We start from the raw sequence: 25,656 nt of genomic DNA on the forward strand, positions 1-25,656 counted from the left end.
TTCTTAGGAGGAAGCACACCATGAGAATTAAGGCAGCCATTGATCGGATTCCCGGGGGTATGATGATTGTTCCGCTCATTTTGGGGGCTATTATTACAACATTATTCCCTACAATGGGCAAAACATTTGGATCTTTCACAGGCGCATTGATGACGGGGTCTTTGCCAATTTTAGCTGTATTCTATGTCTGTATGGGTTCAACCATTAATTTTAAAGCAACCCCTTACATTTTGAAAAAGGGTGGAACACTGCTTGGAACGAAGATTTTAACAGCTATCGTTGTTGGTTTTATAGCAGCCAAGTTTCTAGGCAACGGCATGATTAGCGAAGGCTTTTTCGCCGGTATATCCGTATTGGCTATCGTAGCGGCCATGAATGATACAAATGGCGGATTGTATATGGCTTTAATGGGGCAATTCGGCAAGAAAGAAGATGTTGGCGCTTACTCTGTCATGAGCTTGGAATCGGGGCCATTCTTTACGATGATTTCATTGGGTATCGCAGGTTTAGCCGCATTTCCATGGCAGACTTTCGTAGGTGCGATTTTGCCATTAATCGTAGGTATGATCTTGGGGAATTTAGACAAAGAAATGCGTGAGTTTTTATCCAAAGCTGTACCTGTTTTAGTTCCCTTCTTTGCTTTTGCTTTGGGAGCAGGGTTGAATCTTCAGACGGTTTGGAAAGCCGGTTTCCTTGGCGTATTGCTTGGTATTGGCGTCGTCGCTGTGACGGGACTTACTTTGACACTGATTGACCGCTTGATTGGCGGCAATGGCATTGCCGGTATATCAGCCGCTTCGACAGCAGGAAACGCAGCAGGTGTACCGGCGGCTGTAGCCGCGGCGAATGCTGCCTATGCTCCTCTTGTACCCTCTGCAACCGCATTGGTAGCTTCTTGCGTGATCGTGACAGCCATCCTTGTGCCGATCGTAACCGCTTGGTATGCCAAAAAAATTGGAGCTAAGAGCCAAATCAACTAAATCGTTCGAGATTTGCATGGGAGGAACTGCACCATGAAACAAATTGCCATCATTGCAGATGACTTGACCGGAGCTTCCGACTCAGGTGTACAATTTGCAAGAAAAGGGCTGCAAACACAAGTGTTTTTTGATATCGAGCAAGTTTCTAAATCACAACAGACGATGGAGGCAATCGTCATTGATACCGACAGCCGTTCCACTCTGCAAGAGATCGCGTATGCCAGGGTGAAAGAAGCGGCATGTCAGATCGATCAAGCGGCTTTCCCGCATATTTATAAGAAAATGGACTCTACCCTTCGAGGAAATCTGGGCGTTGAAATCGACGCTGTGATGGATGTCATTCCGTATGACTTTGCTGTCGTTGCACCGGCTTTCCCTACAATTGGCCGTACCACATTACAGGGTGTACATTATCTGAACGGCGTTCCGGTCAGCGAAACCGAAATCGCCAATGACCCGAAATGTCCAGTCAAAGAATCCGATTTAGTGAAATTATTTGCTTCGCAATCCAAGCGTAAAGTCGGCCTTATTCCTTTAGAAATCCTACATGCAGGAAAAGATCAGGTGCATCTAAATATTCAATCACTCCTTGAGGCAGAAACGGAACTCATCGTTTTCGATGCTGCAACTGAAGAAGATGTCCAGCATATCGCGGAATGGGTTGCCCAAACCAGCTATAAAATACTATGGGCGGGTTCCGCTGGATTGGCTGATTTCCTGCCTGATGCGTTATCGCTTCCTGTTCGTACAAGTGATTCTGCGCCGCAACTATCAGGCGGGACGAAACCTGTGATGTTAGTCGCAGGAAGCATCTCACAGGTGACTCGGGGGCAAGTGGCCGCTTATAACAGTGATCCGCAAGTCATTGCCGTAGAATTAGATACGGTACAAGCGATTGCTTCCGAAGAAGGCTTAAGGACTGAGATTGAACGTTGTGGAAGAGAGCTTCTGGCTGCACTACGAAACGGTTTGGATGTTTCCCTATGCGCGAGTTCATCTCCTGATCAAGTTCGCTTGACGAAGTCAGCAGGTTTGCAAAGAGGATTAGACTCGACGGAAGTATCCAACCAGATCTCGCATATATTGGGTGCAATCGCCTCCGAGATTATGGAGAGTATCGAGCTGCAAGGGGTTATTTTAACAGGAGGAGATACGGCAAAAGGTGTATGTAAGCATTTGGGCGTATCTTCTATCCAATTGATAAAAGAAATAGAACCAGGTATCCCGCTAGGCCTCCTCGTTCGTAAACAACCCGTATGGGCGGTTACAAAAGCGGGAGCTTTCGGGAAAGAACATAGCTTATCCAAGGCTAAAAAAGCATTAAAGGGGGAAACATTTCAATGAATAGACCAATCATAGGCATAACAATGGGTGATGGAGCAGGCGTAGGTCCGGAAATCATCATGAAATCACTGAAAGATGCCCAAATCTATCAAACTTGCCGTCCTTTTGTTATCGGAGACGCTAAATTATTAGAAAGAGCGGATCAGTTCGTTCAAACAGGGCTTCTTGTACGCCGAATTGCTTCTGTGGAAGAAGCGAAGTTTGAGCCCGGAACAGTGGATTGTTATGATCTAAACTTATTGCCGGCTGATCTTCCCATTGGTCAAGTATCCAAAGAAGCCGGACATGCCGCATTCATGTATTTGAAACAAGCGATTGAACTGGCTAACGCGGGAGCAATTGATGCCATTTGTACCGCTCCACTGAATAAAGAAGCGCTTCATAAAGGTGGACACATTTACCCGGGCCATACCGAAATTTTGGCGGATTTGACGGGTACCGAGGATTTCTCCATGATGCTTTCGGCGCCAAAATTGAAAGTCATTCACGTCACGACGCACGTTGGTATTCTGGATGCTGTACGTATGATCAATCCGGAACGTGTCTATAAAGTCATTCGAATGGCTCACGAAACTTTGCAAAAGGCTGGTTATGCGCAGCCTAAAATTGCCGTCTGCGGGATCAATCCGCATGCGGGAGAGAACGGCCTTTTTGGATATGGCGAAGAAGATGAAAAAGTTGTTCCTGCTGTGAAGAAGGCGCAAGAAGAAGGCATTCAAGTCGTAGGACCACTGCCTGCCGATACGCTATTCTTCCGTGCGACGCGGGGAGACTTCGATATCGTCGTTGCCATGTATCATGATCAAGGACATGGTCCGATCAAAGTATTAGGGCTCGAAGCCGGTGTCAATATTACCGTTGGTCTTCCGATCATTAGAACCAGCGTAGATCATGGTACTGCATTCGATATTGCCGGCAAAGGAATTGCGGACGATCAAAGTCTGAAAGAAGCGATTAAGCAAGCGATTGAATTAGCTCCTAAACGCGAACAATAAGAGTTCGGTTAATAAACCTCTGAATATGGCCAATGTGCCGTGTTCAGAGGTTTTTTGCCATTGGATCTTAAAGGTGTTTAATAATGAAATGAAGAATAGTAAAAGACAGGAAATTAGAAGCCAGGAGGAGTCTTGTGATGAATATAAGAGTTTTGAAGGAGTTCGATGCCGAGTTGTATCAAGAATTACGATTAAAGGCATTGAAACTCAGCCCTGAGGCTTTTGGCTCGACTTATGAAAGAGAAGTGCAATTTTCGTTGGAAACCTTCGTAGAAAGAATTAAACCCATGGATGGGAAGTTTGTACTTGGCGCTTTTGATGAACACGGATCGCTGGTTGGCAGTGTAAGCTTTGTTCGAGATAGCGGCATGAAAAGCAGCCATAAAGGAAATGTCTATGGGATGTATGTCGCACCGGAAGCAGGCGGGCAAGGTTTAGGCAAAAAACTAATGCTGGAACTGGTTAGAAGAGCAAGCAGTTATGAGGGATTGGAGCAAATCAATTTAATCGTTCTGTCTGAAAATGTCATTGCCAAAAAATTGTATAAGTCCTTAGGTTTTGAAATTTATGGCGTGGAACGTAAAGCTTTGAAGTATAACGGACAGTATTTTGATGAGGATTTAATGGTTCTGTACATCTAACGTAGGGGATGATTTTGATGTTATCAGATCGTTATGATGCTGAAATTGTAAAAGAGGTTTTGCTGTCCAGGGAGAATTATAAGCCTTTTCCAACTAGTGAAGATCGATCGGAATGGTGTGAGCTTCCACAGAATCTGAAATGTTTTTGGATAAATAAGGGCGAAAGCAGGCTTAATTATTCATGGCCAACGATCACGGCCACGCAGTACATGGACTTCAGTAGAACTGGGAACCGAGTCAGATATGACACGGTTTTATTGGATCGAAGACAGGATCTTGCTTCACTGGTTATTGCTGAATGTATCGAGAATCATGGGCGCTTTATGGACGATATCGTCAACGGGATCTGGTGTATATGTGAAGAAACATTCTGGGGAATTCCTGGACATGGTTATATGATGAGAAGACAGGATCCGCTTCCAGATGTATCAGACCGAATTATTGAACTGTTCGCTGCTGAAACTGCAGCACTGCTGGCGTGGACATGTTATCTGCTGAAAAATAAACTGGATACCATGAGTCGGATGATTTGTGAGCGTATACATTTTGAAGTGAAAACTCGGATTCTTGATCCCTACTTACAACGTACTGATTTCTGGTGGATGGGATTCAATCAAGAGAACATGCTGAACAATTGGAATCCGTGGTGCAACTCCAATTGCCTGATGGCATTTTTACTCTTGGAAGACGATCAGCAGCGCCGTGAAGCAGCGGTTGTCAAAGCGATGCACAGCTTGGATAAGTACATCCAACGACTCGATCCTGATGGCGGGTGTGAAGAAGGACCAAAATATTGGATCTATGCCGGTGGCATGTTGTTCGATAGTCTGGAACTGCTTTATGGAGCCACAAATGGAAAGTTGGACGTCTTTCAAGAGCCACTGATTCAAAACGTGGGTCGTTACATTTACAAAGCGTACATTGATGGCTCCTTTTATGCCAACTTTGCTGATTGCTCTCCTAAAGTTAACGTTCCAGCAGATCTCATGTACCGATATGGGCTCAGAATTGAGGATGCTAGACTGTCTGGACTTGGGGCTATAGAGTTGAAGAAAAAGCGTGAGAAATCAACATTCGTGCAGTTTTCCATCATGTATCGTCAATTGTCAGCCATCTTTCATTACTCAGAAATGGAGCAGTATATCGGTGAATCTCCTTACCTTAGGGATACTTGGTTTGCCGAGATGCAAGTTATGGCTGCGAGGGAGCAGGAAGGTTCTTCCGATGGACTGTATCTCGCGGCTAAGGGTGGACACAATGATGAGAGCCATAATCACAATGACATTGGACATTTTATCGTATATTGTGATGGTTCTCCCATGATTATTGATCCCGGGGTAGGGACCTATACGTCGAAAACATTCTTTTCAGAGCGTTACAGCTTATGGACGATGCAGTCTGCTTATCATAATCTGCCGCTTGTGAATGAGGCCCAGCAGCTGGCTGGCAGACCGTATGAAGCTGATCGAGTCCATTATCACCAAGAGGCGACAATGGCTTCGATCACGATGAACATAGCGAAGGCCTACCCGGAAGCTGCAGGGATCACTAGTTGGAAACGTGCATTTAAACTCATTCGTGACTCAAATCCGTATATTGAAATTCATGATCAATTTCAATTAACGCACACTTCAGACGATATTACACTAGTGTTCATGACCCCACATTCACCGCAGATCGAGGGGATAGGCAGCATTGCGTTGCAAGATGTGAACAATCATGGATTAACTATCCGTTACAATGAAGAATTGTTTGCGGTTTCAGTCGACACCATTATTCTGGACGACGAAGTCATGAGAGAGGCATGGGGTAGCCAGTTGTACAGGATCATGCTTAGTGCAAAGACAGCTGTAAACCATGGCGATTCTATTATCAAAATAAGTAAATAAATTTTTTTGGTAACGTGTCGATTCTGCCATTTTTAATTCGTCGTCCTTATAGAGCGTAAGATTCTTCCCAGATGTCGTACAGCTGGCAAAACCAATACAAAAATCGGAGGGATACATTTATGAGATTCATGATGATCGTTAAAGCTACAACAGATTCAGAGGCAGGAAACAAGCCAAGTCAAGAGCTACTTGACGCTATGCAAAAGTATAATGAGGAATTAGTGCGAGCAGGCGTTTTGCTCGCTGCCGATGGCCTGCAGCCAAGCTCTAGCGGCATACGGATTTCTTACCCGGAGCCTGGGGGCAAACCGAAAGTGGTTGATGGCCCGTTCACCGAAGCCAAAGAAATGATCGCCGGATATACGTTAATTGAAGTTAAGTCCAGGGAAGAAGCGATCGAATGGGCGATGCGCATGCCGGATCCTCATGGTTTTGGCCAAGGGGAAATTGAACTCAGACAGGTGTTCGAGATGGAGGAACTGGCGGACAATCCGGAAATAGTTGCGAAAGACGCAGCCCTTCGTGAGCAAGTACGGGAGCAGCATAAAGCGTGAACTTGTCCCAAACTCATCGAACCCTCGATACCATATGGCGAATCGAATCGCCCAAAATTATTGCAGCATTAACGCGAATGGTGCGCGATGTTAGTCTCGCCGAGGATCTTGCCCAGGATGCTCTAGTCATTGCTCTCGATCGATGGTCCGATCACAATATTCCAGATAATCCGGGCGCATGGCTGATGACAACGGCCAAACGGCGAGCCATTGATCATATGCGCAGAAATAAATTACGTGATCAAAAGTATATGGAGATTGGACACCAGATGGAATTATTTATAGAAAATGAACATTGGGACGGGGAGATCGGGGATGACATCCTCCGATTGATCTTTATGACTTGCCATCCCAGCCTATCGCAGGAAGCAAGAGTTGCGTTGACCCTTCGCCTGTTATGCGGGCTTACGACGGAAGAGATTGCGCGATCTTTTCTCGTCGCTGAGTCTACGATTGCCCAGCGAATCGTGCGGGCCAAAAAAAACCTGAGCACAGGAAAGGTTCCCTTTGAAGTGCCGAATGAGGAACTCAAGGACCGTCTGACTGCCGTGCTTGAAGTCATTTACCTCATGTTCAATGAAGGGTATTCGGCAACATCGGGGCAGCATTGGATCCGCCCCTTATTATGTCAGGAGGCATTGCGGCTCGGACGTGTTCTGGCTGAGATTGCAACGGAGGAACCTGAGGTGCATGGACTTGTCGCCTTGATGGAGATTCAATCTTCCCGGTTTAAAGCACGGGTTAACACCGAAGGCGAACCCGTGCTTCTCATGAATCAAAATCGAGCACGTTGGGACTATTTGCTGATTCGCCGAGGTTTGATCGCTCTAGAACGAAGCAAGAAGCTAGGTAAGGCTCTTGGTCCATATACACTTCAGGCTTCGATTTCGGCCTGTCATGCACAGGCGCGAACAGCAGCAGAGACGGATTGGGTCCGAATTGCTGCGTTATACGAAGCGCTTTCAAGAGTATCACCGTCGCCGATTGTTGAGCTAAACCGGGCTGTTGCTATTTCAATGGCGTTTGGTCCAGCATTCGGATTACAGATCGTTGACGAGCTGCAGTCGGAGCCATCCTTAAAGGAATACCATTTGTTACCGAGTGTTCGCGGTGATCTCTTGGTTAAGTTAGGACGGGATGATGAAGCCTGCAAGGAATTCGATCGTGCCGCATCCATGACAAGGAATGAACGTGAGAAGGAACTTTTATTGAAACGTGTGGAAGAAATTAAATCTGCAAAGTTAACAAAGGAGATGTTGCAACATGAGTCCGGAAGTAACTGATTTTATTGAGGCGTTGAAAGAACCGTGGCAGAGGGACATGTCTGTCAAACTGCGACAAATTGTCCAGGAAGTCGTCCCGGACGTGCATGAACGCATGCAATATAAGAAACCGCATTTTTTGAAAAATGGTAAATACGCCGCCGTTATATCTACGTCCAAAGACGCAGTAAGCTTCACCATTTTTAATGCTAATGGGTTAACTTTTCCGAACGGATTATTCGACGGTCCACCAGAAAGAAAGACGATGAAGCTGAAGCAAGGGCAAGCCTTTGATCCCGAGCTGTTGTCCTCCTTAGTTAGCCAAGCTGTTGCAGGTCTTTAAGCAATTAAGAAAACAGCCCCAGGAATGCTAAGCATCCTGGGGCTGTAGTGTGTCTATTCCGCTGCACTTTCGAGATTTTTAAACTGATTGGAAAACATCCGGGAATACGTGCCATCTTGGCCCATCAATGTGTTGTGACTGCCTTGTTCGGCGATTTCGCCTCGATCAATAACCATAATTGTATCCGCATCCCGAATTGTATTCAGCCGATGCGCAATAATGAAACTCGTGCGCCCTTTCATGATCGAGAGGAGGGCTTCCTGAATATGCAATTCCGTCCGCGTATCAATGCTGCTCGTCGCCTCGTCCAGAATGAGAATGGAGGGATCCGCCAGGATGACGCGCGCAATCGCAAGCAATTGGCGCTGCCCTTGACTTAAATTACCGCCGTTCTCGGAGAGCGGGGTGTCGTAACGCTTCGGCAGCCGGCTAATGAAGGCATCAGCATTCGCGAGCTTCGCAGCGGCAACCACTTCAGCATCGCTGGCATCGGGCTTGCTGTATTTGATGTTCTCCTTAATGGTGCCGGAGAATAGATACGTATCCTGCAGCACGATGCCGAAGCTGCGGCGTAGACTGTCACGCGTGTATGATTTAATATCGCGTCCGTCAATCAAGATCGTGCCGCTTGTGGCGTCATAGAATCGAGTCACCAAATTGACAATCGTCGTCTTGCCTGCGCCTGTCGGTCCGACGAGCGCAAGGCTGCTGCCAGCCGGCGCGTCGAAACTGACTTGATTGATAATCGGCCTATCCGGCCGATAGCCGAAGGTGACGTCCTGGAAAGTGACGTGACCGACGGGTTTTACCAGTTCGACAGCTCCTGGTTCATCTTCGACTTCTTCGGCTTCGTCGAGCACTTCAAAAGCACGCTCTGCTCCCGCAACACCTGACTGCAGCACGTTGTACGTGTTCGCGATCTCGTTAAGCGGCCTCACAAATTGGCGCGAATAGCTCAGGAAGCTGGCAATAACGCCGACGGTGATGTGACCTTTGACGGCTAGAACACCGCCGACGATCGCAACGGCGGAGAAGCCGATATTATTGATAACGCTGAGGAGAGGCATCAAAAAACCGGACCAGATTTGCGCTTTTAGCCCAACCTCATAAAGCTTTTCGTTCACGTTATTAAATTCATCGATAGCTTTCTTCTCACGGTTAAAGGCTTTGACAACGAGAAGACCGGAAATCGTTTCCTCAATGTGGCCATTCAGCTTACCGAGCTGTGCCTGTTGGCCTTTGAATAACACACTCGTTCGCTTGGTAATGGTTTTGGCGAGGAAGAACACGAGTGGCACGGTAATAAGGCTCGCCAGAGTCAGGGTAGGGCTTAAGATCAACATCATCACTAACGATCCAACGATGGCTATGGATCCTGACATCAGCTGTGTAGTGGACTGTGAGATCGAGTTGCTCACGTTGTCAATATCATTCGATAGCCGGCTCATGATATCCCCGTGAGAGCGTCCGTCGAAGAAAGCAAGAGGCAGCTTTTGAAGCTTCGCAAACATCGTTTGCCGGAGTCGCTTCACGACGCGCTGTGCAAGTCCGGCCATTACCCAGCTTTGCAGGAAAGTAAGACCGCCATCAGCAATGTACGTGGAGAGGAGAACAATCAGCGTCACATCAAGGACGTTATAGTTAACTTGGCCAACAGCCATCGCGTCAACGGCTACACCAATGAGATAAGGGCCGGCCAAGGTTAGGGCGGAGTCGGCAATAATAAACAGAAAAACGATCGTCAGCCATTTTCGTTCGGTGCCTAAATAGGACCACAGACGGCGTAGGGTTCCTTTAAAATTTTTGGGCTTCACGGCAGGAGCACGGCCTCCCCGACCAATCGGCCCCGTGATCATCGGGACGTCAGGGGCTGGTTGACGCGATCCTTCATTCGGCTTTGACATGATGAGGCAGCTCCTTTCCGAATTGAGATTGGAAAATTTCCACATAGACGCGGCAGCTCTTCATCAACGTCTCATGTGTGCCGATGCCGACGATTTCGCCGTCGTCCATAACAATGATTTTATCCGCGTCCATCACCGAGGTAATCCGCTGAGCAATGAGTAGACAGGTGACACCAGATGCAAAAGATTTCAGAGATTCTTTAATGTTAGTCTCCGTCGTCGTATCCAGGGCGCTTGTACAATCGTCAAGAATCAACACATCCGGCTTGCGAACGAGTGCACGGGCAATGGACAAGCGCTGTTTCTGGCCGCCAGACAAGTTCACGCCACGTTGGCCAAGGATCGTTTCATATCCCTCGGGAAACGATGTAATAAAGCCATGTGCTTCCGCCATTTTGGCTGCTTGTATGATCTCGTCAAGTGCTGCGTGCTCATTGCCCCAGCGCAGATTCTCTTCAATCGTTCCGCTGAATAGAATCGATTTCTGAGGTACAATGGCAATCTGATCACGCAGTTTAGCCGGGTCAAGCTTGCCAATGTCCACTCCGTCTACGCGGATCGTACCGGCGCTCGTATCATAGAATCGGGGGATAAGGCTCACAAGACTGCTTTTCCCGGAACCGGTAGATCCGATGATACCAATCGTTTCACCAGGCAGGCACGTGAAGCTGATATTTTTCAGCACAGGATCTCCAGAGGCACCTTCATAGGCAAACGAAACGTTTTCAAAATCAATCTGGCATCCCTGACGTTCGGCTGGCAGCGCAGCAGTAGTGTCCCATGTCATGGTATTGACCTGATCGAAAACTTCGCCGATACGATTGGCGGAAGCTTTAGCTCGTACGAATAAGTTGAAAACCATGGAAATCGTCATCAGCGCAAACAATATTTGTGTCATGTAATTGACGAATGCGACGATATGCCCGACTTGCATTTGACTGTTATTCACGCGCCATGCCCCTAGCCATAACACGGCTGCGATCCCGAAATTGACGGTGAGCAGGATAGAGGGGTTAAAAATAGCGAGCAGCCTCGTCACCCTTATGGATTTGTTCTGATAATCAATATTGGCCTGTTGAAACTTACCCTTCTCGTGATCAAACCGGTTAAAAGCTTTGACGACGCGCACGCCGGATAAATACTCCCGCATAACCCGATTGACGCTGTCCAGTGCCTTTTGCACGCCTACAAACCGGGTAAAACCTACCTTTAAGTTCAACGCGACAAGCACACCGACGACCGGGACAACGATGAGCAGTACGACGGACAAATGGGGATTGAGCCTTACGGCCATAATGAGACTCCCGATACAGAGAAGGGGAGCTTTAACAAAAATGCGCATAAGTCCATTTACAAAATTTTGCACCTGCGTCACATCATTCGTTAATCGCGTAATTAATGACGCGCGTTCGAATTGCTCGATATTCGCAAACGAAAGCGATTGGATTTTTTCGAATAAATCCCTTCTTAGTTCCGTTCCGAATTTCTGTGAAACATGGCTTGCCACAATATTGCGCATCGACGCTGCAACAGCCCCGAACGCGGTGATGATCAGCATCAATCCGCCCATACGGAGCACGTAATCCAGCCGTTTCTCCGCAACACCCACGTCCAAGATGTGGGACATAATCGTTGGTTGCAGCAAATCCGCGAGCGCTTCCAACGTCACGAAAAAGACAGCAACCAGAAATAGCTTCCAGTGCTTGCTGACATAAATCTTCATAAAACCCATCGTGTACACTCCTTTGTCCGTGGTCAGCCTTTCACTTGAACATTACTCCGATTTTGGGAAATTGTCATCCTAGGTATTTGTTAAAACTGGAAAAAAGGCGGTTTTATTCTTCTCTATTAGAAAAAAGTACTGTTTACGATCTGCGAAAAAAAGACTCTAAACCCTCGATCAGTACAAGGGAATAGAGCCTTTCTTTTACTAAGCATTCCTAGAATTTCTTTGAAAATAAAGAAACAAATCCGTTATCAACTTGGCTAGGATCGTAACCAGGAAGTAAAGCAAAAATAAATAAAAGTAATTCATTTTGCCGTACAGATGAAATAGATCAACGGTTGATAACAATGGTTTTAAGACAAAAGCGAAGGCGGCGCAAATCAGTGCACCAAATAAATAGTAATTTTTTTTATGATTCAGGGTCCACTGATAAAGCAGCATCAGCACAACCGGATTAAATGCAGCATCCATCGTGATACTTGTTGGCAAGTAAGGCATGATTTTATATGGAAATCCCCAAATATAATTTCTTTCACCATACAGATGAATATAGGTAGCCATAACATGTACGCTGAAGCCATAGAATCCGATTTGCAACGCTTTCTTGCGATCGAGAACGAACCAGAGAATGACTAAAGGAATAACGAACATAGCCAGATTGACCCAGAATTGCCATGTCTGAGCATTGGAATATTGTACCCAATAATCGATCCAGGAGTGGGACAGCGACTTCTCTTTATTTAATAATTCTTCGTACACATGCTGTTGCTCTGGTGTCATAATAGATCTCCCTGCATGTCTTTTTGTTATTATGCGCGCTTTGCACGATTTTACACGGGACGATGGAAAATTCATGTTTTTAGTTTCGACACCACCCCCTGAAATCGACAAAATACGACGAATCGTTTAAAAGCTATGCATAATTAAGGAGTGAATCAAGATGGCGAATACTTACAAACGCTTCATTCAAAATCAACTCGAAAAAGCGAAATCAACCGCTTCCGAATTCATTACTTCAAGAAGTGACGAGCAAGATGAAGACACATTAGAATTGAGTCCTGACACATATGATCAGCTTAGAGTCATCGCTAATATGCAGCATACGACCGTACAGGAAATCGTCAATAACATCATTGCCCAATACCTGGAAAGCTCCCCCTTTGAAATAACCCATATCTCGGTGGATCAAAAGGAAGATAACCCGCTATTATATTTGGATGGCATTTGCAAATTAGAGGATTAGGAGTGTTGACGACATATGGATAACCACATGAATATACAGGATGCCATTTTCCTGGATGGTACAGCTTTAGCCGCGTTCATGAACCCTGAAGATCCCAGTTATGCGAAAGCTCGTTCTTTGTTTCTGGATTTTCATGATTTGGAACGTAATTATGTGACGACCAACTCGATTATATTTGATCTTCACGAATGGCTGCGCAATGCGTACAGCTATCAGCGGGCCGAGTATTTTCTGAGTGCAATCGATAAAGCCGTGAGTAAAGGCAAGTTGACATTGATCTCCAGCAGTCCTGAATTCGAAATGGAATCGCGCAGATTACTGCTAGACAGGCCCGAACTGCGGTTCTCGCTAAGTGAAGCATTCACTGCTGTGACCATGTCCTATTATCAAGTGAAACGTATTTTTACGTTCAATCGCAATTTTATGATGCTTGTTAATTTGGATAAAAGCTTTCGCATAATACCATCTAGTTAATAAATTACAGTAAAAAAAGAGGCAATCCCGAAGTCATTTAATGACCAAGGAAAGCCTCTTTTTTAATTCAACTCTCTTTATTGAACCAACTCTATGAACCTTCTTGCTGAAATAGAAAGAGGCATGTTGCGCATCGTCATAATCCCTACATGAGTAGGCGGCAGCTTCACATCCAATTGAATTTCGAAGAGGGAGCCTTCTTCCAGCTCTTTCGAAATAAATTCCTTCGTCACGTAGGATATCCCTAGTCCTTTCCGCGCAAACTCGATGAGAAGCTCCACGCTGCCGACCTCGATTTCAGGCTTAAGCTTATAGCCGTAGCTTTGGAATAATTCCGTAATGGCCATTCGTGCCCGGCTGTTGCGCGAGAATAGAATGACGGGATATTGCAGCAGCATTTCCAGGGATAATGTCTCGCCCTTCAACTGTTCGTAACGCGGCCCCGCCACAAAGCAATCCTTAAGCTGAATGCTTTCCCGTACTTCAAGCTGGGCATCAACAATAGGCATACGAACAACGCCCAAATCAATCCTGCCTTCTTTAAGAAAAGAGATAATTTCCGGTGTAGTCCCATGATTCAAGTGCAGCTTGATACCTGGGTGATTTTGATGGAATTCTTCCAAATACGGGAGTAAATAATGTTTAAAAAGAGAGTCGCTTCCGCCGATCCGCAGCTCGCCGCTGTCCAGATTTTTGAGCGCCGCCATCTTCTCCTCAGCTCTCGATATGAAGTTCTGGGACTGCTCGATGTAGGAATAAAGAATCGCGCCTTCTTGCGTTAAAGCAACACCTTTGGAATTCCTGTAAAACAAAGCGAGACCAAAGCTGTCCTCCAGCTGCTTGATGGCGTGGCTAACGCTTGGTTGGGTGATATACAGGGCTTTGGCAGCCTGTGTTAAACTGCCTGTTTTCGCTGCCCAATAAAAAACTTTGTATAATTCGTAATTATTTATCATAGATGAGGTCTATATCTCCTCTGAAATATAATGATTTCTTTTATAGGTGGTAATTATATTATAGTGGAGTTACGAAAAAGAAACCAGAGCTGCTAATTGATTGAGGGAGTTCTGTTGGAAGGAGAAGAGAAGAAAATGGAACCTACTACATTTGTCTTATTTGGAGCGACAGGGGATTTAGCCAAAAGAAAGATTTACCCCGCACTATTTAATTTGTTTGTCGATAATAAACTACCGGAATCCTTCTCTTTAATTGGTCTGGGAAGAAGAGAGCTTTCAGATGAAGCCTTCCAGGCAAATGTTGAACAATCTATCCATACTTTCTCCAGGCGTAAAGCAAACAATCCTGACTTATTGAAAAACTTCTTACGTACATTCCGTTACAGTGTACTTGACATAGATCGTAAAGAAGATTATCAGAAGCTGCTGCAGCTCATAGAACAACGGGAAAATGAACTCCGCATTTTACCGAATCGCATGTTTTACTTATCTGTAGGACCTGAATATTTCGAAAAGATTGCTGCGAATATTAAAGAAAGTGGTCTAGGTTCCGCAGATGGTTGGAAACGCCTGGTGATCGAAAAGCCGTTTGGCCATGATTTACAATCCGCTCGGGATTTAAATCAGCAGCTAAGCAAAGCTTTTGCCGAAAATGAAATCTATCGTATTGATCACTATCTTGGCAAACCCATGGTGCAAAAACTCGAGGTTATTCAACAGTCCAATCCAGTTCTTCACGCGATATGGGCTAATAATTACATTGCCAACGTTCAGATTACGGCAAACGAAACCGTTGGTGTTGAAGAGAGAGCAGGCTATTACGATCATGTTGGCGCGGTAAGAGACATGTTCCAAAACCATATGCTGCAATTACTAATGATGCTTACTATGCACCTGCCTAATGTCAGCAACTCCGAGTTGGTTCGGTTTAAGAAGAGAAAAGTGATGGAAAACCTCGAACCGCTGCTTAAACAGGATGTTGGTGCGAGTGTGATCCGCGGCCAATACAAAGAAGGAACAATTGGAGGAAAGCAAGTTGTTGGTTATACTTCGGAGCCGGGAATTGCGAGTACATCCATGAACGATACATTTATTGCCGCTAAATTGCAGATCGACGATTTCTTCTGGCGTGGCGTTCCGATTTATATCCGGACAGGTAAAAGAATGCATGAGAAATCAACACGGATCGTCATTGAATTTAAAGAGCCGAATACGAATCTGACACAACATCATGATGAAAGCCAAGTGCCTAATCTACTCGTATTTGAAATTAGTCCAAATGAAAGTATTACGCTGCAATTAAATTCGAAAGATCCTCATCACAATGGGAAATACAAACCTATTCAAATCGATTTTCACGAAAATCAGGATGATGTTCCTGAGGCATATGAAAATTTGATCTATGATGCTTTGCAAGGAGATCCTACGTTCTTTGCGCATTGGGACGAAGTTGAATTGGCCTGGGCTTGGGTTCAACCGATCCTGGATGCTTTCCAAGAAAATCTGGTCCCGCTTCATCATTATGCCGCGGGTTCAAATGGCCCAGCTGAATCCGATGCCTTATTGGCGGCGAATGGCCATCATTGGTGGTTCGACTCCAAGATTGAACAAGAAAATCAATCAAGCGAAGAAAAATATTTTGCCCATCATACAAACTAATTGACGATTTATTCCCTGCATGCAGGTCCAAAGGAGAGGTGCCAAATGGCGATTTCATTTCATTATTCCAGCGCATTACCGTTTATAAAGCAGCATGAAGTTGATTACTTCCGTGAGTTTGTGAAAGTGGCGCATGACATGCTTCATGAGAAGAAAGGTCCGGGCTCCGATTATCTCGGCTGGGTGAATCTGCCGCTTCAATACGATAAAGATGAGTTTGCAAGAATCAAAGAGGCTGCACAGCGCATCCGTTCCAATTCCGATGCCTTGATCGTCATTGGTATTGGCGGTTCCTATTTGGGTGCAAGATCAGCGATCGAAGCGTTGTCTCACACTTTTCATAATCAAATGGATGGAAATACGCAGGTCTATTTTGCCGGTCAAAATATCAGCTCCACGTATATCACGCACTTATTAGAATTGCTGAAAGATAAGGATATCTCCTTGAACGTCATCTCCAAATCGGGCACAACGACGGAACCGGCTATCGCATTCCGTATCCTTCGAGATTATATGGAGAAAAAGTATGGGAAGGAAGAAGCGAAAAAACGCATCTATGCGACAACCGACACTTCAAAAGGAGCATTGAAAAAGCTGGCTGACGAAGAAGGCTATGAAACCTTTGTCATTCCTGACGATGTTGGCGGCCGTTATTCCGTTCTTACTGCGGTAGGACTTCTGCCGATTGCTGCAGCAGGGCTCGACATTGATCAAATGATGGCTGGAGCCGCGGCGGCTGCACAGAAATACAATAATGCTGACCTGGCTACCAATGAAAGCTATCAATATGCAGCGGTTCGAAACGCCCTTTACCGGAAAGGGAAAAACATTGAGCTGTTGGCGAACTTTGAGCCGTCCTTGCATTACGTTTCCGAATGGTGGAAGCAGTTGTTCGGCGAGAGCGAGGGCAAAGACCAGAAGGGGCTATATCCGGCATCCGTGGATTTCACGACTGATTTGCACTCCATGGGACAATATGTCCAAGAGGGCCGTCGCGATCTGATCGAAACTGTGCTTTCTGTGAAGAAGCCGAGAGTCGAGTTGACGATTGAGCAGGACGCCGCCAATTTGGATGGTTTAAACTTTATTGCGGGCATGACGATGGACGAAGTGAACAAGAAGGCGGCGGAAGGCACGCGACTTGCCCATGTTGACGGAGGCGTTCCGAATCTGATCGTTGAATTGGACGCACTGAATGAGTATACGTATGGCGAAATGGTGTACTTCTTTGAGAAAGCATGCGGAATCAGCGGCTTGCTGCTTGGCGTGAACCCGTTTGATCAGCCCGGCGTTGAGGCATACAAAATCAATATGTTTGCTCTGCTAGGCAAACCTGGTTTTGAAGCGCAAAAAGCTGAATTACAAAAACGTATCGCTGCAACTGAGCAGAACTAAGAGGAGGAAATTACGATGAGCAAACAGCAAATTGGTGTGGTTGGATTGGCCGTGATGGGCAAAAACTTGGCATTGAATATCGAAAGCAAAGGCTTCTCTGTGGCTTTATATAACCGTTCTCCTGAGAAAACGAATGAACTTTTGGAGGAAGCGCCAGGAAAGAACTTTGTAGGTACTTACAGCGCCGAAGAATTCGTGCAATCCCTTGAGTCGCCGCGTAAAATTTTAATTATGGTCAAAGCAGGCCAACCGACAGATGATACCATTAATTCACTTATCCCTTACTTAAGCCCAGGTGATATCCTCATCGATGGCGGTAACGCTTATTTCCCTGATACGCAGCGGAGAAATAAAGAGCTTCAAGCCAAAGGATTCCGCTTTATCGGTGCGGGTGTTTCAGGCGGTGAAGAAGGAGCTCTGAATGGACCGGCGATCATGCCTGGGGGACAAAGAGACGCTTATGAATTGGTTGAGCCAATCTTGACGGCTATTTCGGCCAAAGTGAACGGTGATCCATGTTCCACCTATATTGGAGCAGACGGCGCAGGGCATTATGTTAAAATGGTTCACAACGGCATTGAATACGGCGATATGCAGCTTATCGGCGAAGCGTATCACTTATTAAAGGATGTACTGAACTTAAGTACAAGCGAATTGCATGATATTTTCACGGAATGGAACAATGGCGAGCTTGATAGCTATCTGATAGAAATCACCGCTGATATTTTTGCGAAAAAAGATCCGGAAACAGGCAAACCGATGGTGGATGTGATCCTGGATTCGGCTGGACAAAAAGGAACAGGAAAATGGACAAGCCAAAGCTCATTGGATTTGGGAGTGCCATTGTCCATTATTACGGAATCCGTGTTCGCCCGTTTTATCTCAGCTATGAAAGAAGAGCGCGTAGCTGCAAGTAAACGTCTGAATGGTCCCGCGGCGTCAAGCTATGACGGCGATCCGAAAGAATTCATTGAAGCTGTTCGCAAAGCACTCTACACAAGCAAAATCGCTTCCTATGCGCAAGGTTTTGCTCAAATGAGAGCTGCTTCTGACGCGTATGGTTGGGACTTGAACTATGGAAACATCGCGATGATTTTCCGCGGCGGCTGCATTATCCGCGCAAGATTTTTACAAAATATCAAGGATGCTTATGATCGTGACCCGGCATTGAAAAACTTGTTCCTCGACGAGTACTTCGGCAAAATCGTAGACAACTATCAGGATGCTTGGAGAAAAGTTGTTTCGGTAGCTGTGACAAGAGGGATTCCGGTTCCTGCTTTTGCTTCCGCGTTGGCCTACTACGATAGCTACCGCACAGAGAGACTGCCAGCTAACTTATTGCAAGCACAAAGGGATTATTTTGGGGCCCATACATTTGAGCGCGTAGATAAAAAAGGCAGCTTCCATTTTCAATGGATGGAAAACAACGAGTAATTCGCATAGTCGAGTGTGAGAAGAAGCCGCATAATTGCGGCTTCTTTTATTTGCGCAACAATCGGATAGGTACTTACGTCTAATAAGCTGTTAGACAAACACAAAGATGAGGAGCTTTGGATTGAGAAACCGTACCTTTTGGAAGTTGTTTACTGTCGTGCCGTTTCTGGCGGCCGTGCTCTTGATCGGAATGATACATACGGTGATGCTGGCCAGAGAACAGGTAATGCCGTTCGCAGAACCTTACGGGCGAGCAACATTATTGCCTGAGCTCGCTTCCCAAGCAGGTCCTGTTCAAATGACCGGGAACCAATCTTTTGCCTATCGTTCAGGTAATAAACTGATCTATGTGAAGATTGACAATGAGGGGCGGAGCAGTTCAGTGGTGCGACCTGTGCCGGACGCGGAGCTTTTTCAGTCCTATCGCCTTATTGGTGAGGCAAAAGCCGTTTGGATTGGCGCAAGCAACAAGTTGTACGCGAGTGAATGGGACAATGGGAACTGGTCCCCGAGAAAATTACTGACTGAAACCCAAATGAATGGCGTTCAGGCCCTACGAGCGGGAACGGATAAAACTGTACTTCTCACATATAACGATGAGGCGCTCTTCGTAGGTATATCATCTGGAGGGGATGCTTCAGATTGGATAAAGCTTAATGCAAGTGAAATTAATCAGGTACAAGGATTCATAGATAAAAACGGCATGCTATCCGTTGTTTATGCGACTAGTAGGGAAGGGAACACCGCCTTGCACGTTGTCAAACTGGATACCAAATCCGGGAAAACGGTCGTCATGGAGAAGCTCAAAGATTTGGAGTTAATAAATAGATATTTAGAGGATTATTCGTTGTATGCAGACAACTCTTTACTCAGAGTCGCCTATACGATCAGCTCAGCTAAGTCAGGGAAGAGTAGTTTACAAATGCTCACAGTTCCGTGGGATCAACCTGCTGATATACAAGATGAGCGAATAGATCTTCCAAGCTCTGAGACCAGTGATTCAGATACAATCTTACAACCTATCTTCTCTGAAACAGATACTGGCGAAGCCACACTTGTCGTTTCATCCGTTTATGAAAAAAATCGACGCATGAGAAGCCAAGAGGTGTATCAATTAAGTTTTCATGAAACTCAGCTGGAATCATCAACAAAAATCAGTCAAAATGACGGATTCGCTCAATATCCTAAGCTTTTGCAAAGTTCGGATACTCGCCTAGCTGTTTGGCTTGATTCAGTGAACGAAACGTCTTACCGTGTCTACTACGCGACAGATCAACAGATTTACCGGGAGAGGATGAACCGGCTAACAGCAGATGACCTGCGAACAGCTGCCGAGAATGTTCCACTGCTATGGGGGATCAGCCTCGTCACGTGGTTTCTAAGCCTGAAGTGGATCTTCTTGCCAGGTATCTATCTGCTGGTGCTCAGCGCTTTTTGGCAGCATCAATACGATTCCCGCCCGCGGTTGCATTTTTTCATATCACTTGGCATGTATGTTGGAGTTAAGGCACTTTTTATTCGAGATTACCGAAATGCTGAGGCGCTCCAAGTGATGCCTGGAGCCTTCCAACCAATCTTGATTTACTTATTTATTCTGATTATTATGGCTTTACTTGCATATGTAAGTACGCGGATATGGCGAAAAGGGTTAGGTGATCGTAATATTGGTTTGGAATTGTTTTATTTTGTGCTTCTCGATGTCTTTATGACGAATTTATGGTATTCCTATTTTATGTCTCCTGCAACTTTCTAACGATGAATAAGGCTGCCACGTACATGCGTGGCAGCCTTGTTTTATTATCCTCTAAGTCCTGCGCATATAGGCAATTACCGTGATAGGTGCAAAGATGGCCACAATGACAATCGCTCCGAAAAGCGAGATGGTGAGATCCCAGCCGACAGTGCCCGTGTTGGCAAGTTCTCTAACGGCGGAGACGAGGTGAGAGATGGGATTGATTTTAACAAACCATTGAAGCCAGCCTGGCATGGTATCCACAGGAACGAAGGCATTTGATAGAAACGTAAGAGGGAAGAGCACAAGCATCGATATCCCTTGAACGCTTGAGGCTGTTCGGGCAATCACACCGAAGAAGGCGAAGATCCAGCTGATCGCCCAAGAGCAGAAGATGACAAGAAGCGCTGCGATCGCCACATGTCCCAAACCACCCTCAGGACGATAGCCCATGATATAACCCATGGAAAAGGTGAGAACAGTAGCAATGGTATACCGGATCGTGTCAGCCAAAAGCGCGCCTGCCAAAGGAGCAATCCTCGCGATAGGCAGTGACTTGAATCGGTCGAATACGCCTTTATCCATATCTTCCCTCAGTTGGACACCTGTAACGATGGAGGTCGTGATAACGGTTTGCACGAGGATGCCAGGAATAATGACGGGCAAATAGCTCACCACGTCACCCGAGATAGCACCGCCGAAGATATAAGTGAACATGAGCGTAAAAATAATGGGTTGCAGTGTGACATCGAACAATTGTTCAGGCGTGCGTCGAATTTTCAAAAGTCCTCGATAAGCCATCGTTAACGAATTGCGCACAGATTGGCTAAAGCTTGTATGGTTCCTTAATTTACGCTCAGCAGGCGGTAGAATGGAAGTGCTTTTCATACTCATACTCTAACCTCCTGTCTGCTGTTCGACTCATCGGATAGCTGGGAAGTATCCCCAACACCTTGACCGGTAATGGTTAAAAACACTTCATCAAGGGTCGGTTTCTGCACACTCATCTCCGCCAAATGAATGCCGGCTTCTCGCAAGGAAATAAGCAAGTCCGTGACAAGATCCGCGTTGGTCATGGGTGCAGTAATTTTTCCAGATGTCACCGTCGGTCGAACCTTGAGCACTAGCTCGATGATTCGGCAGGCAGCCTCAATATCTTGTGGATGACTGACGATTAATTGCAAAGATGAAGTGCCTACGGAGGCTTTCAATTCATCTACAGTTCCTTCCGCGACTACACGCCCGCGATCGATAACCGCGACTCGGTCGGCGAGTTGATCGGCTTCTTCAAGGTACTGTGTGGTTAAAAGGATGGTTGAACCTGTGTTCACCAGCCGGCGGATGGTGTCCCACATTTGTGAACGTGTGCGTGGATCCAGACCTGTCGTAGGTTCATCCAGGAAAATAAGAGGGGGCTGTGCGATAAGACTCGCGGCCAGATCCAGTCGGCGGCGCATACCGCCGGAGAAGTTTTTCAATGGTCGTTTCGCGGCTTCAGTCAAGCCAAATTCATCCAGCAGTTCTTCTGTTTTGTTCCTGGCCTCTGCACGGCTTAGACCAAGAAGCCGGGAGAAGATCATCAGGTTTTCTGTCGCGCTTAGCGACTCATCAACCGATGCGTACTGGCCGGTCACTCCGATTAGTTGACGAACAATCTGCGACTCTTTCACAACATCATGGCCGAATATTTTCGCCGATCCACCATCTGGCCGAAGTAAAGTTGCCAGCATGTTAATGGTGGTCGTCTTGCCGGCGCCATTAGGACCAAGTACGCCATAGATGGTACCGGCAGGTACGCTTAAATTTACACCGTCGACCGCGCGATTTTGGCCAAAAGCTTTGAAGAGCCCATGTGCTTCGACTGCCAGTACTTCAGAATTTCGCTCACTGAATGTCAGTTCCAATGCAATTCCTCCTACATAATGAATTACTGTGGATTATAACTTGCATTTATAAACTGTATATAAACGGAAATTCATGGGAAGCACTACTAGCCCTGGTCTAGCGTCAAAGGCATAAAGGCATATTCGCAGTGCGTGATAATCTCACCTTTGTGAACGCTTATGCGTTGTTTGAAAAGAGGACCATCAATGACCGTGGTATGGAATTCGCCACCCTCGCCACAAGGATCAATCCCGCGGGCTACAAGCTCCTCCACAAAAGCTAGGGTTAACGTTCGACCAAGATCATCTTCCCGCATTCCTAACGCTAAATTAACGGTAACAACAATTGAAACAAAACCTAAGCGAATGAATTCCTCAACGGTTTCACGGTGATTCATTTCCCATAGCGGCATACCTAGTTTCAATCCGGCAATGCTCGATACTTTGTCCTGCCAACAACCATGAGCCGTCAACTCGAGATCTCCCGTGACTAGCACCTCCGCACCTTGCTTTTTCGCATCTTCTAAAAGGTGGATAAACACTTCTTCGTAATCAGCCCAACTTGCCGGTGCCGTGTAGACAGGCAAACCAATGGATTCGGCTTGAGCCTGTATAAGATCGGGTGGTGTCCCGTGTGATCTAGAACGTTTTCCTTCCTCCTCCAGCATTACGATCAGGCCAAGAGCTTTTCCTACTTTCATTGCTTTATAAAGTGCCAGGACACTATCTTTTCCTCCGCTAAAAGAGGCGATAAATCGCTGGCCATTAGCGCCATTTTTCCAGTCTGCGACTGCTGTCATTCCTTGCATCCCCTTTTGTACATCTAAATTTTTATTGCCTAATTCTATCATGAGTTACTCAAAAAGAATGCCAGTAATAGAATTAACAACTATTATATTTTGATATCAGGATATGAGATATTCAATATCAGCATTATGTATTATGCAAGATAGGAGAAGGTATTGTATATTTCTTGAGAATGATTATTCTAACTTAGGAGAGTTGAGCAAATGAGAAACGATTTTATTTTCCATATTTTAGATAAACATCTCGAACAATTCATTGAATTGGTTGAAAGCTGCCCAGAAGACAAACGTAAGGTTGTTCCAGAAGGTTTTGTCAACAGTATACATTGGCACCTAGGACATGTACTTACGGTTACTGAATTTCATGTTTTCGGTCTTTCCGAGCAGCCACTCGTCCTTCCAGCCAAATATCAAGAATTATTCGCCTACGGCTCAAGACAATCCCATTGGCAAGGAGAACCGCCAGCATGGGACATATTAATCGCTCAGTTGAAAGAACAGCGTAATCAAATTCATGAGTTGTTGAAGGATAAATTAGAAGCGCCGGTGAAAGACAACTTTTTGAAAGGTGAAAATTTTGGAGAGTTGATTGTTTCAACGGTGCTGCATTTAGTTAACCATCTAGGTATCGTATGGGCAATGTTAAAAATATTGAAATAATCGTTGAATTCCATACAACAACGTTAGAAGGCAGCCGTCCCAGGTGGATTGGTTGCCTTTTTCAATTGGAAGGCAGGATAGCACGAAAGACGTGAAGAATTTTATAAGAAAAATTTGGCCAAGAGGCAGCTACAGGAGGGTATGAAAGTCGATGAATCATGAATTAGAGTGCTTAGGCTGTAGATTAGCACATGGTCTTGAGCCAACGCATGTCGTATACGAGGATGAGCATGTGACGTGCATCTTAGTCATTGACCCATGCAGTGAGGGACATAGTATTATTTTGCCCAAAAAACATTATGCGGACGTTGACGATTTGGATTTGGAAACTGCCCAGTCTGTGATGAAGGCCTCAGCTAACTTATCGAAAGGATTAAAAACGTTATTCCACCCAGATGGAATCAGCATGATGCAAAATGGGGGAAAGTTTAGCGATTTAGGGCACTTCCACATGCACATCTGGGCTAGATATGAGAATGATGGGTTCTCATGGATTGACCCGTTGGATGCTGGCGCAAGGGAGCGATTTACGGAGACAAGAGAGATACTCGCAAGCGCGATTGCTAACTTAGGAAAGTGATAGCAAAGAGCTCTAAGGAATTTCAAATTCTTAGAGCTCTTTTTATTTAATCAAATAAAAATCAAATGGTTGACAACGTTCCGCCATCAATCACATATTCGCTTCCTGTAATGGAAGCTGCACGGTTGGAAACCAGGAAGGCGGCAAGCTCAACCACTTCTTCCGGCAAGCCCCGACGCCTAATCGGAATGCCTCCGAGGGAATTATTTTTCATCACAATCTCTTCGACCTTGCTTCAATCATTAGCAGTATGTATGATAAAAACAGGAATGATAACTATTATGCATTTAGGAGAGACGATATGGAGCTTACTCAATTAGAATATTTCCTCGAGGTTGCCAGGATCGAACATCTGACGAAAGCCGCGGAAGCTTTATCCGTCACACAACCTGCACTTAGCCATTCCATTTCAAAGCTTGAAGCTGAGCTAGGCGTACCGTTGTTTGAGCGGAAGGGCAGAAACCTGAAAATTAACCGTTACGGAACCATGTTCGCGAAGCGAGTTGAGAAGATTTTGCAAGAGGTTGAGCGAGGAAAACAGGAGATCGAGGAATGTTCCAATCCTGAGTCGGGGATCATCTATCTTTCTTATTTAAATATATTAGGTGTAGGTTTAATTCCTCAATTGATACGTGAATATCAGAATGCTAACCCGCAAATCACCTTCGAGTTGACACAGGGTGATAAGGGGGCGATTCTGGAGCAGGTCGAGAAGGGCTTCTCCGATGTGATGATCACCTCGGAAAGACCCGTCAGCGACGCCTATGACTGGGTACCAATCCTCTCGCTGCCGCTTTATCTGGTAGTCTCTTACGATCATCGTTTTGCGGGCAGGGCATCCATCAGCTTAAAAGAAATTACAGGGGAGCCGTTCGTGGGCTTGAAGCATAACTGCTCTTTAAGAGATTCGCTTCTCACCCGTGTCCATCACATGAATTTCACACTCGCGTCCACCTACGATGCGGAGGATCTACCAACGGTGGCCGGTTTCGTAGCGGCAGGTCTTGGCGTTTCTGTGCTGCCCAAAACATCTGGATTGAACTTGGAAGGTCTGCAGTGGATACCAATCCAAGAGGAAGATTGGCTATGGGAGGTTGGACTGCATATCAAAAAAGACCGGTTTCTGTCCCCGGCCACGCAGAAATTCGTTAACTTTATGAAAGAAAAAGCAGACCAACCAGAAAGGAATCGATAAC

The 25,656-nt window shown here is 45.8% G+C and carries 24 protein-coding genes and 1 pseudogene; 17 read left to right on the forward strand and 8 right to left on the reverse strand.

From position 1 onward, the window contains the following. The first annotated feature begins 20 nt into the window (after positions 1-20). The 8 genes from PCH02S_RS26970 to PCH02S_RS27005 all read left to right on the forward strand — a co-directional run bounded on the left by PCH02S_RS26970 (position 21) and on the right by PCH02S_RS27005 (position 8,008). A complete protein-coding gene (locus PCH02S_RS26970) occupies positions 21-980 on the forward strand; it encodes a 2-keto-3-deoxygluconate permease (RefSeq protein WP_127457205.1) in 960 nt (319 codons plus the stop codon). A 33-nt stretch (positions 981-1,013) separates the two neighbouring features. Next, a complete protein-coding gene (locus PCH02S_RS26975) occupies positions 1,014-2,324 on the forward strand; it encodes a four-carbon acid sugar kinase family protein (protein WP_127457206.1) in 1,311 nt (436 codons plus the stop codon). After that, the gene (gene pdxA / locus PCH02S_RS26980) at positions 2,321-3,319 is read left to right on the forward strand and encodes a 4-hydroxythreonine-4-phosphate dehydrogenase PdxA (RefSeq protein ID WP_174806827.1); all 999 of its coding nucleotides are present in this window, start codon (positions 2,321-2,323) and stop codon (positions 3,317-3,319) included. The genes PCH02S_RS26975 and pdxA overlap by 4 nt, the downstream gene beginning before the upstream one ends. A 137-nt stretch (positions 3,320-3,456) precedes the next feature. Next, the gene (locus PCH02S_RS26985) at positions 3,457-3,960 is read left to right on the forward strand and encodes a GNAT family N-acetyltransferase (RefSeq protein ID WP_127457208.1); all 504 of its coding nucleotides are present in this window, start codon (positions 3,457-3,459) and stop codon (positions 3,958-3,960) included. Between the two features lie 17 nt (positions 3,961-3,977). After that, positions 3,978-5,849, forward strand: coding sequence for a heparinase II/III domain-containing protein (locus tag PCH02S_RS26990; RefSeq protein ID WP_164819757.1), 1,872 nt, complete (start codon positions 3,978-3,980; stop codon positions 5,847-5,849). Positions 5,850-5,968: 119 nt separating this feature from the next. Then, positions 5,969-6,403, forward strand: a complete 435-nt coding sequence (locus tag PCH02S_RS26995) for a YciI family protein (protein WP_127457210.1) — start codon at positions 5,969-5,971, stop codon at positions 6,401-6,403. After that, the gene (locus tag PCH02S_RS27000; protein ID WP_127457211.1) at positions 6,400-7,686 is read left to right on the forward strand and encodes an RNA polymerase sigma factor; all 1,287 of its coding nucleotides are present in this window, start codon (positions 6,400-6,402) and stop codon (positions 7,684-7,686) included. The genes PCH02S_RS26995 and PCH02S_RS27000 overlap by 4 nt, the downstream gene beginning before the upstream one ends. Then, a complete protein-coding gene (locus PCH02S_RS27005; RefSeq protein WP_127457212.1) occupies positions 7,667-8,008 on the forward strand; it encodes a DUF1801 domain-containing protein in 342 nt (113 codons plus the stop codon). Before PCH02S_RS27000 ends, PCH02S_RS27005 begins: the two co-directional genes overlap by 20 nt. Positions 8,009-8,061: 53 nt before the next feature. Here the strand turns inward: PCH02S_RS27005 and PCH02S_RS27010 are convergent, their stop codons facing one another. From PCH02S_RS27010 to PCH02S_RS27020, 3 genes are all read right to left on the reverse strand, one after another. Next, on the reverse strand, positions 8,062-9,864 hold the full coding sequence (locus tag PCH02S_RS27010; protein WP_246069270.1) for an ABC transporter ATP-binding protein: 1,803 nt from the start codon (positions 9,862-9,864) through the stop codon (positions 8,062-8,064). 31 nt (positions 9,865-9,895) lie between these two features. After that, positions 9,896-11,644, reverse strand: a complete 1,749-nt coding sequence (locus tag PCH02S_RS27015) for an ABC transporter ATP-binding protein (RefSeq protein WP_127457214.1) — start codon at positions 11,642-11,644, stop codon at positions 9,896-9,898. A gap of 198 nt (positions 11,645-11,842) precedes the next feature. Next, positions 11,843-12,418: a CBO0543 family protein gene (locus tag PCH02S_RS27020; protein WP_127457215.1), complete on the reverse strand. Its 576-nt coding sequence runs from the start codon at positions 12,416-12,418 to the stop codon at positions 11,843-11,845. Positions 12,419-12,578: 160 nt separating this feature from the next. On the opposite strand from PCH02S_RS27020, the gene PCH02S_RS27025 reads away from it, so the two are divergent. Together PCH02S_RS27025 and PCH02S_RS27030 are read left to right on the forward strand one after the other, a co-directional pair. Then, positions 12,579-12,881 carry a hypothetical protein gene (locus PCH02S_RS27025; RefSeq protein WP_127457216.1) on the forward strand — a complete coding sequence of 101 codons (303 nt, stop codon included), beginning with the start codon at positions 12,579-12,581 and terminating at the stop codon, positions 12,879-12,881. Positions 12,882-12,896: 15 nt separating this feature from the next. After that, positions 12,897-13,355, forward strand: coding sequence for a hypothetical protein (locus PCH02S_RS27030; protein WP_127457217.1), 459 nt, complete (start codon positions 12,897-12,899; stop codon positions 13,353-13,355). Between the two features lie 77 nt (positions 13,356-13,432). Here PCH02S_RS27030 and PCH02S_RS27035 read toward each other — a convergent pair whose 3' ends face one another. Further along, positions 13,433-14,311: a LysR family transcriptional regulator gene (locus PCH02S_RS27035; protein WP_127457218.1), complete on the reverse strand. Its 879-nt coding sequence runs from the start codon at positions 14,309-14,311 to the stop codon at positions 13,433-13,435. A gap of 135 nt (positions 14,312-14,446) precedes the next feature. Between PCH02S_RS27035 and zwf the strand changes: the two genes are divergently transcribed. The 4 genes from zwf to PCH02S_RS27055 all read left to right on the forward strand — a co-directional run bounded on the left by zwf (position 14,447) and on the right by PCH02S_RS27055 (position 20,552). Continuing rightward, entirely contained in the window at positions 14,447-15,970 is a 1,524-nt protein-coding gene (zwf, locus tag PCH02S_RS27040; protein ID WP_127457219.1) for a glucose-6-phosphate dehydrogenase, read from the forward strand. A gap of 45 nt (positions 15,971-16,015) precedes the next feature. Beyond that, complete coding sequence (locus tag PCH02S_RS27045; RefSeq protein ID WP_127457220.1) at positions 16,016-17,365, forward strand: glucose-6-phosphate isomerase; 1,350 nt, start codon at positions 16,016-16,018, stop codon at positions 17,363-17,365. Positions 17,366-17,380: 15 nt separating this feature from the next. Beyond that, a complete protein-coding gene (gndA, locus tag PCH02S_RS27050; RefSeq protein WP_127457221.1) occupies positions 17,381-18,799 on the forward strand; it encodes an NADP-dependent phosphogluconate dehydrogenase in 1,419 nt (472 codons plus the stop codon). A 121-nt stretch (positions 18,800-18,920) separates the two neighbouring features. Continuing rightward, positions 18,921-20,552: a hypothetical protein gene (locus PCH02S_RS27055; protein WP_127457222.1), complete on the forward strand. Its 1,632-nt coding sequence runs from the start codon at positions 18,921-18,923 to the stop codon at positions 20,550-20,552. Between the two features lie 51 nt (positions 20,553-20,603). Here the strand turns inward: PCH02S_RS27055 and PCH02S_RS27060 are convergent, their stop codons facing one another. From PCH02S_RS27060 to PCH02S_RS27070, 3 genes are all read right to left on the reverse strand, one after another. Next, positions 20,604-21,419 (reverse strand): ABC transporter permease, encoded by an 816-nt coding sequence (locus PCH02S_RS27060; RefSeq protein WP_127457240.1) that lies wholly within the window; start codon positions 21,417-21,419, stop codon positions 20,604-20,606. Positions 21,420-21,421: 2 nt separating this feature from the next. Then, positions 21,422-22,435 (reverse strand): ATP-binding cassette domain-containing protein, encoded by a 1,014-nt coding sequence (locus PCH02S_RS27065; protein WP_127457223.1) that lies wholly within the window; start codon positions 22,433-22,435, stop codon positions 21,422-21,424. An 86-nt stretch (positions 22,436-22,521) separates the two neighbouring features. Further along, entirely contained in the window at positions 22,522-23,214 is a 693-nt protein-coding gene (locus PCH02S_RS27070; protein ID WP_127457224.1) for a Dph6-related ATP pyrophosphatase, read from the reverse strand. Between the two features lie 210 nt (positions 23,215-23,424). Here PCH02S_RS27070 and PCH02S_RS27075 point away from each other — a divergent pair, with 210 nt between their 5' ends. Both PCH02S_RS27075 and PCH02S_RS27080 read left to right on the forward strand, forming a co-directional pair. Beyond that, positions 23,425-23,880, forward strand: coding sequence for a DinB family protein (locus PCH02S_RS27075; RefSeq protein ID WP_127457225.1), 456 nt, complete (start codon positions 23,425-23,427; stop codon positions 23,878-23,880). 151 nt (positions 23,881-24,031) lie between these two features. After that, positions 24,032-24,460, forward strand: a complete 429-nt coding sequence (locus PCH02S_RS27080) for an HIT family protein (RefSeq protein WP_127457226.1) — start codon at positions 24,032-24,034, stop codon at positions 24,458-24,460. A gap of 61 nt (positions 24,461-24,521) precedes the next feature. Here the strand turns inward: PCH02S_RS27080 and PCH02S_RS27085 are convergent. Next, a pseudogene (locus tag PCH02S_RS27085) lies at positions 24,522-24,665 on the reverse strand (SDR family oxidoreductase); the annotation flags it as partial. A 96-nt stretch (positions 24,666-24,761) separates the two neighbouring features. On the opposite strand from PCH02S_RS27085, the gene PCH02S_RS27090 reads away from it, so the two are divergent. Next, on the forward strand, positions 24,762-25,655 hold the full coding sequence (locus PCH02S_RS27090) for a LysR family transcriptional regulator (RefSeq protein WP_127457228.1): 894 nt from the start codon (positions 24,762-24,764) through the stop codon (positions 25,653-25,655). Position 25,656 lies beyond the last annotated feature (1 nt).

The organism is Paenibacillus chondroitinus NBRC 15376, assembly GCF_004000765.1.
Taxonomy (GTDB): Bacteria; Bacillota; Bacilli; order Paenibacillales; family NBRC-103111; genus Paenibacillus_E; species Paenibacillus_E chondroitinus.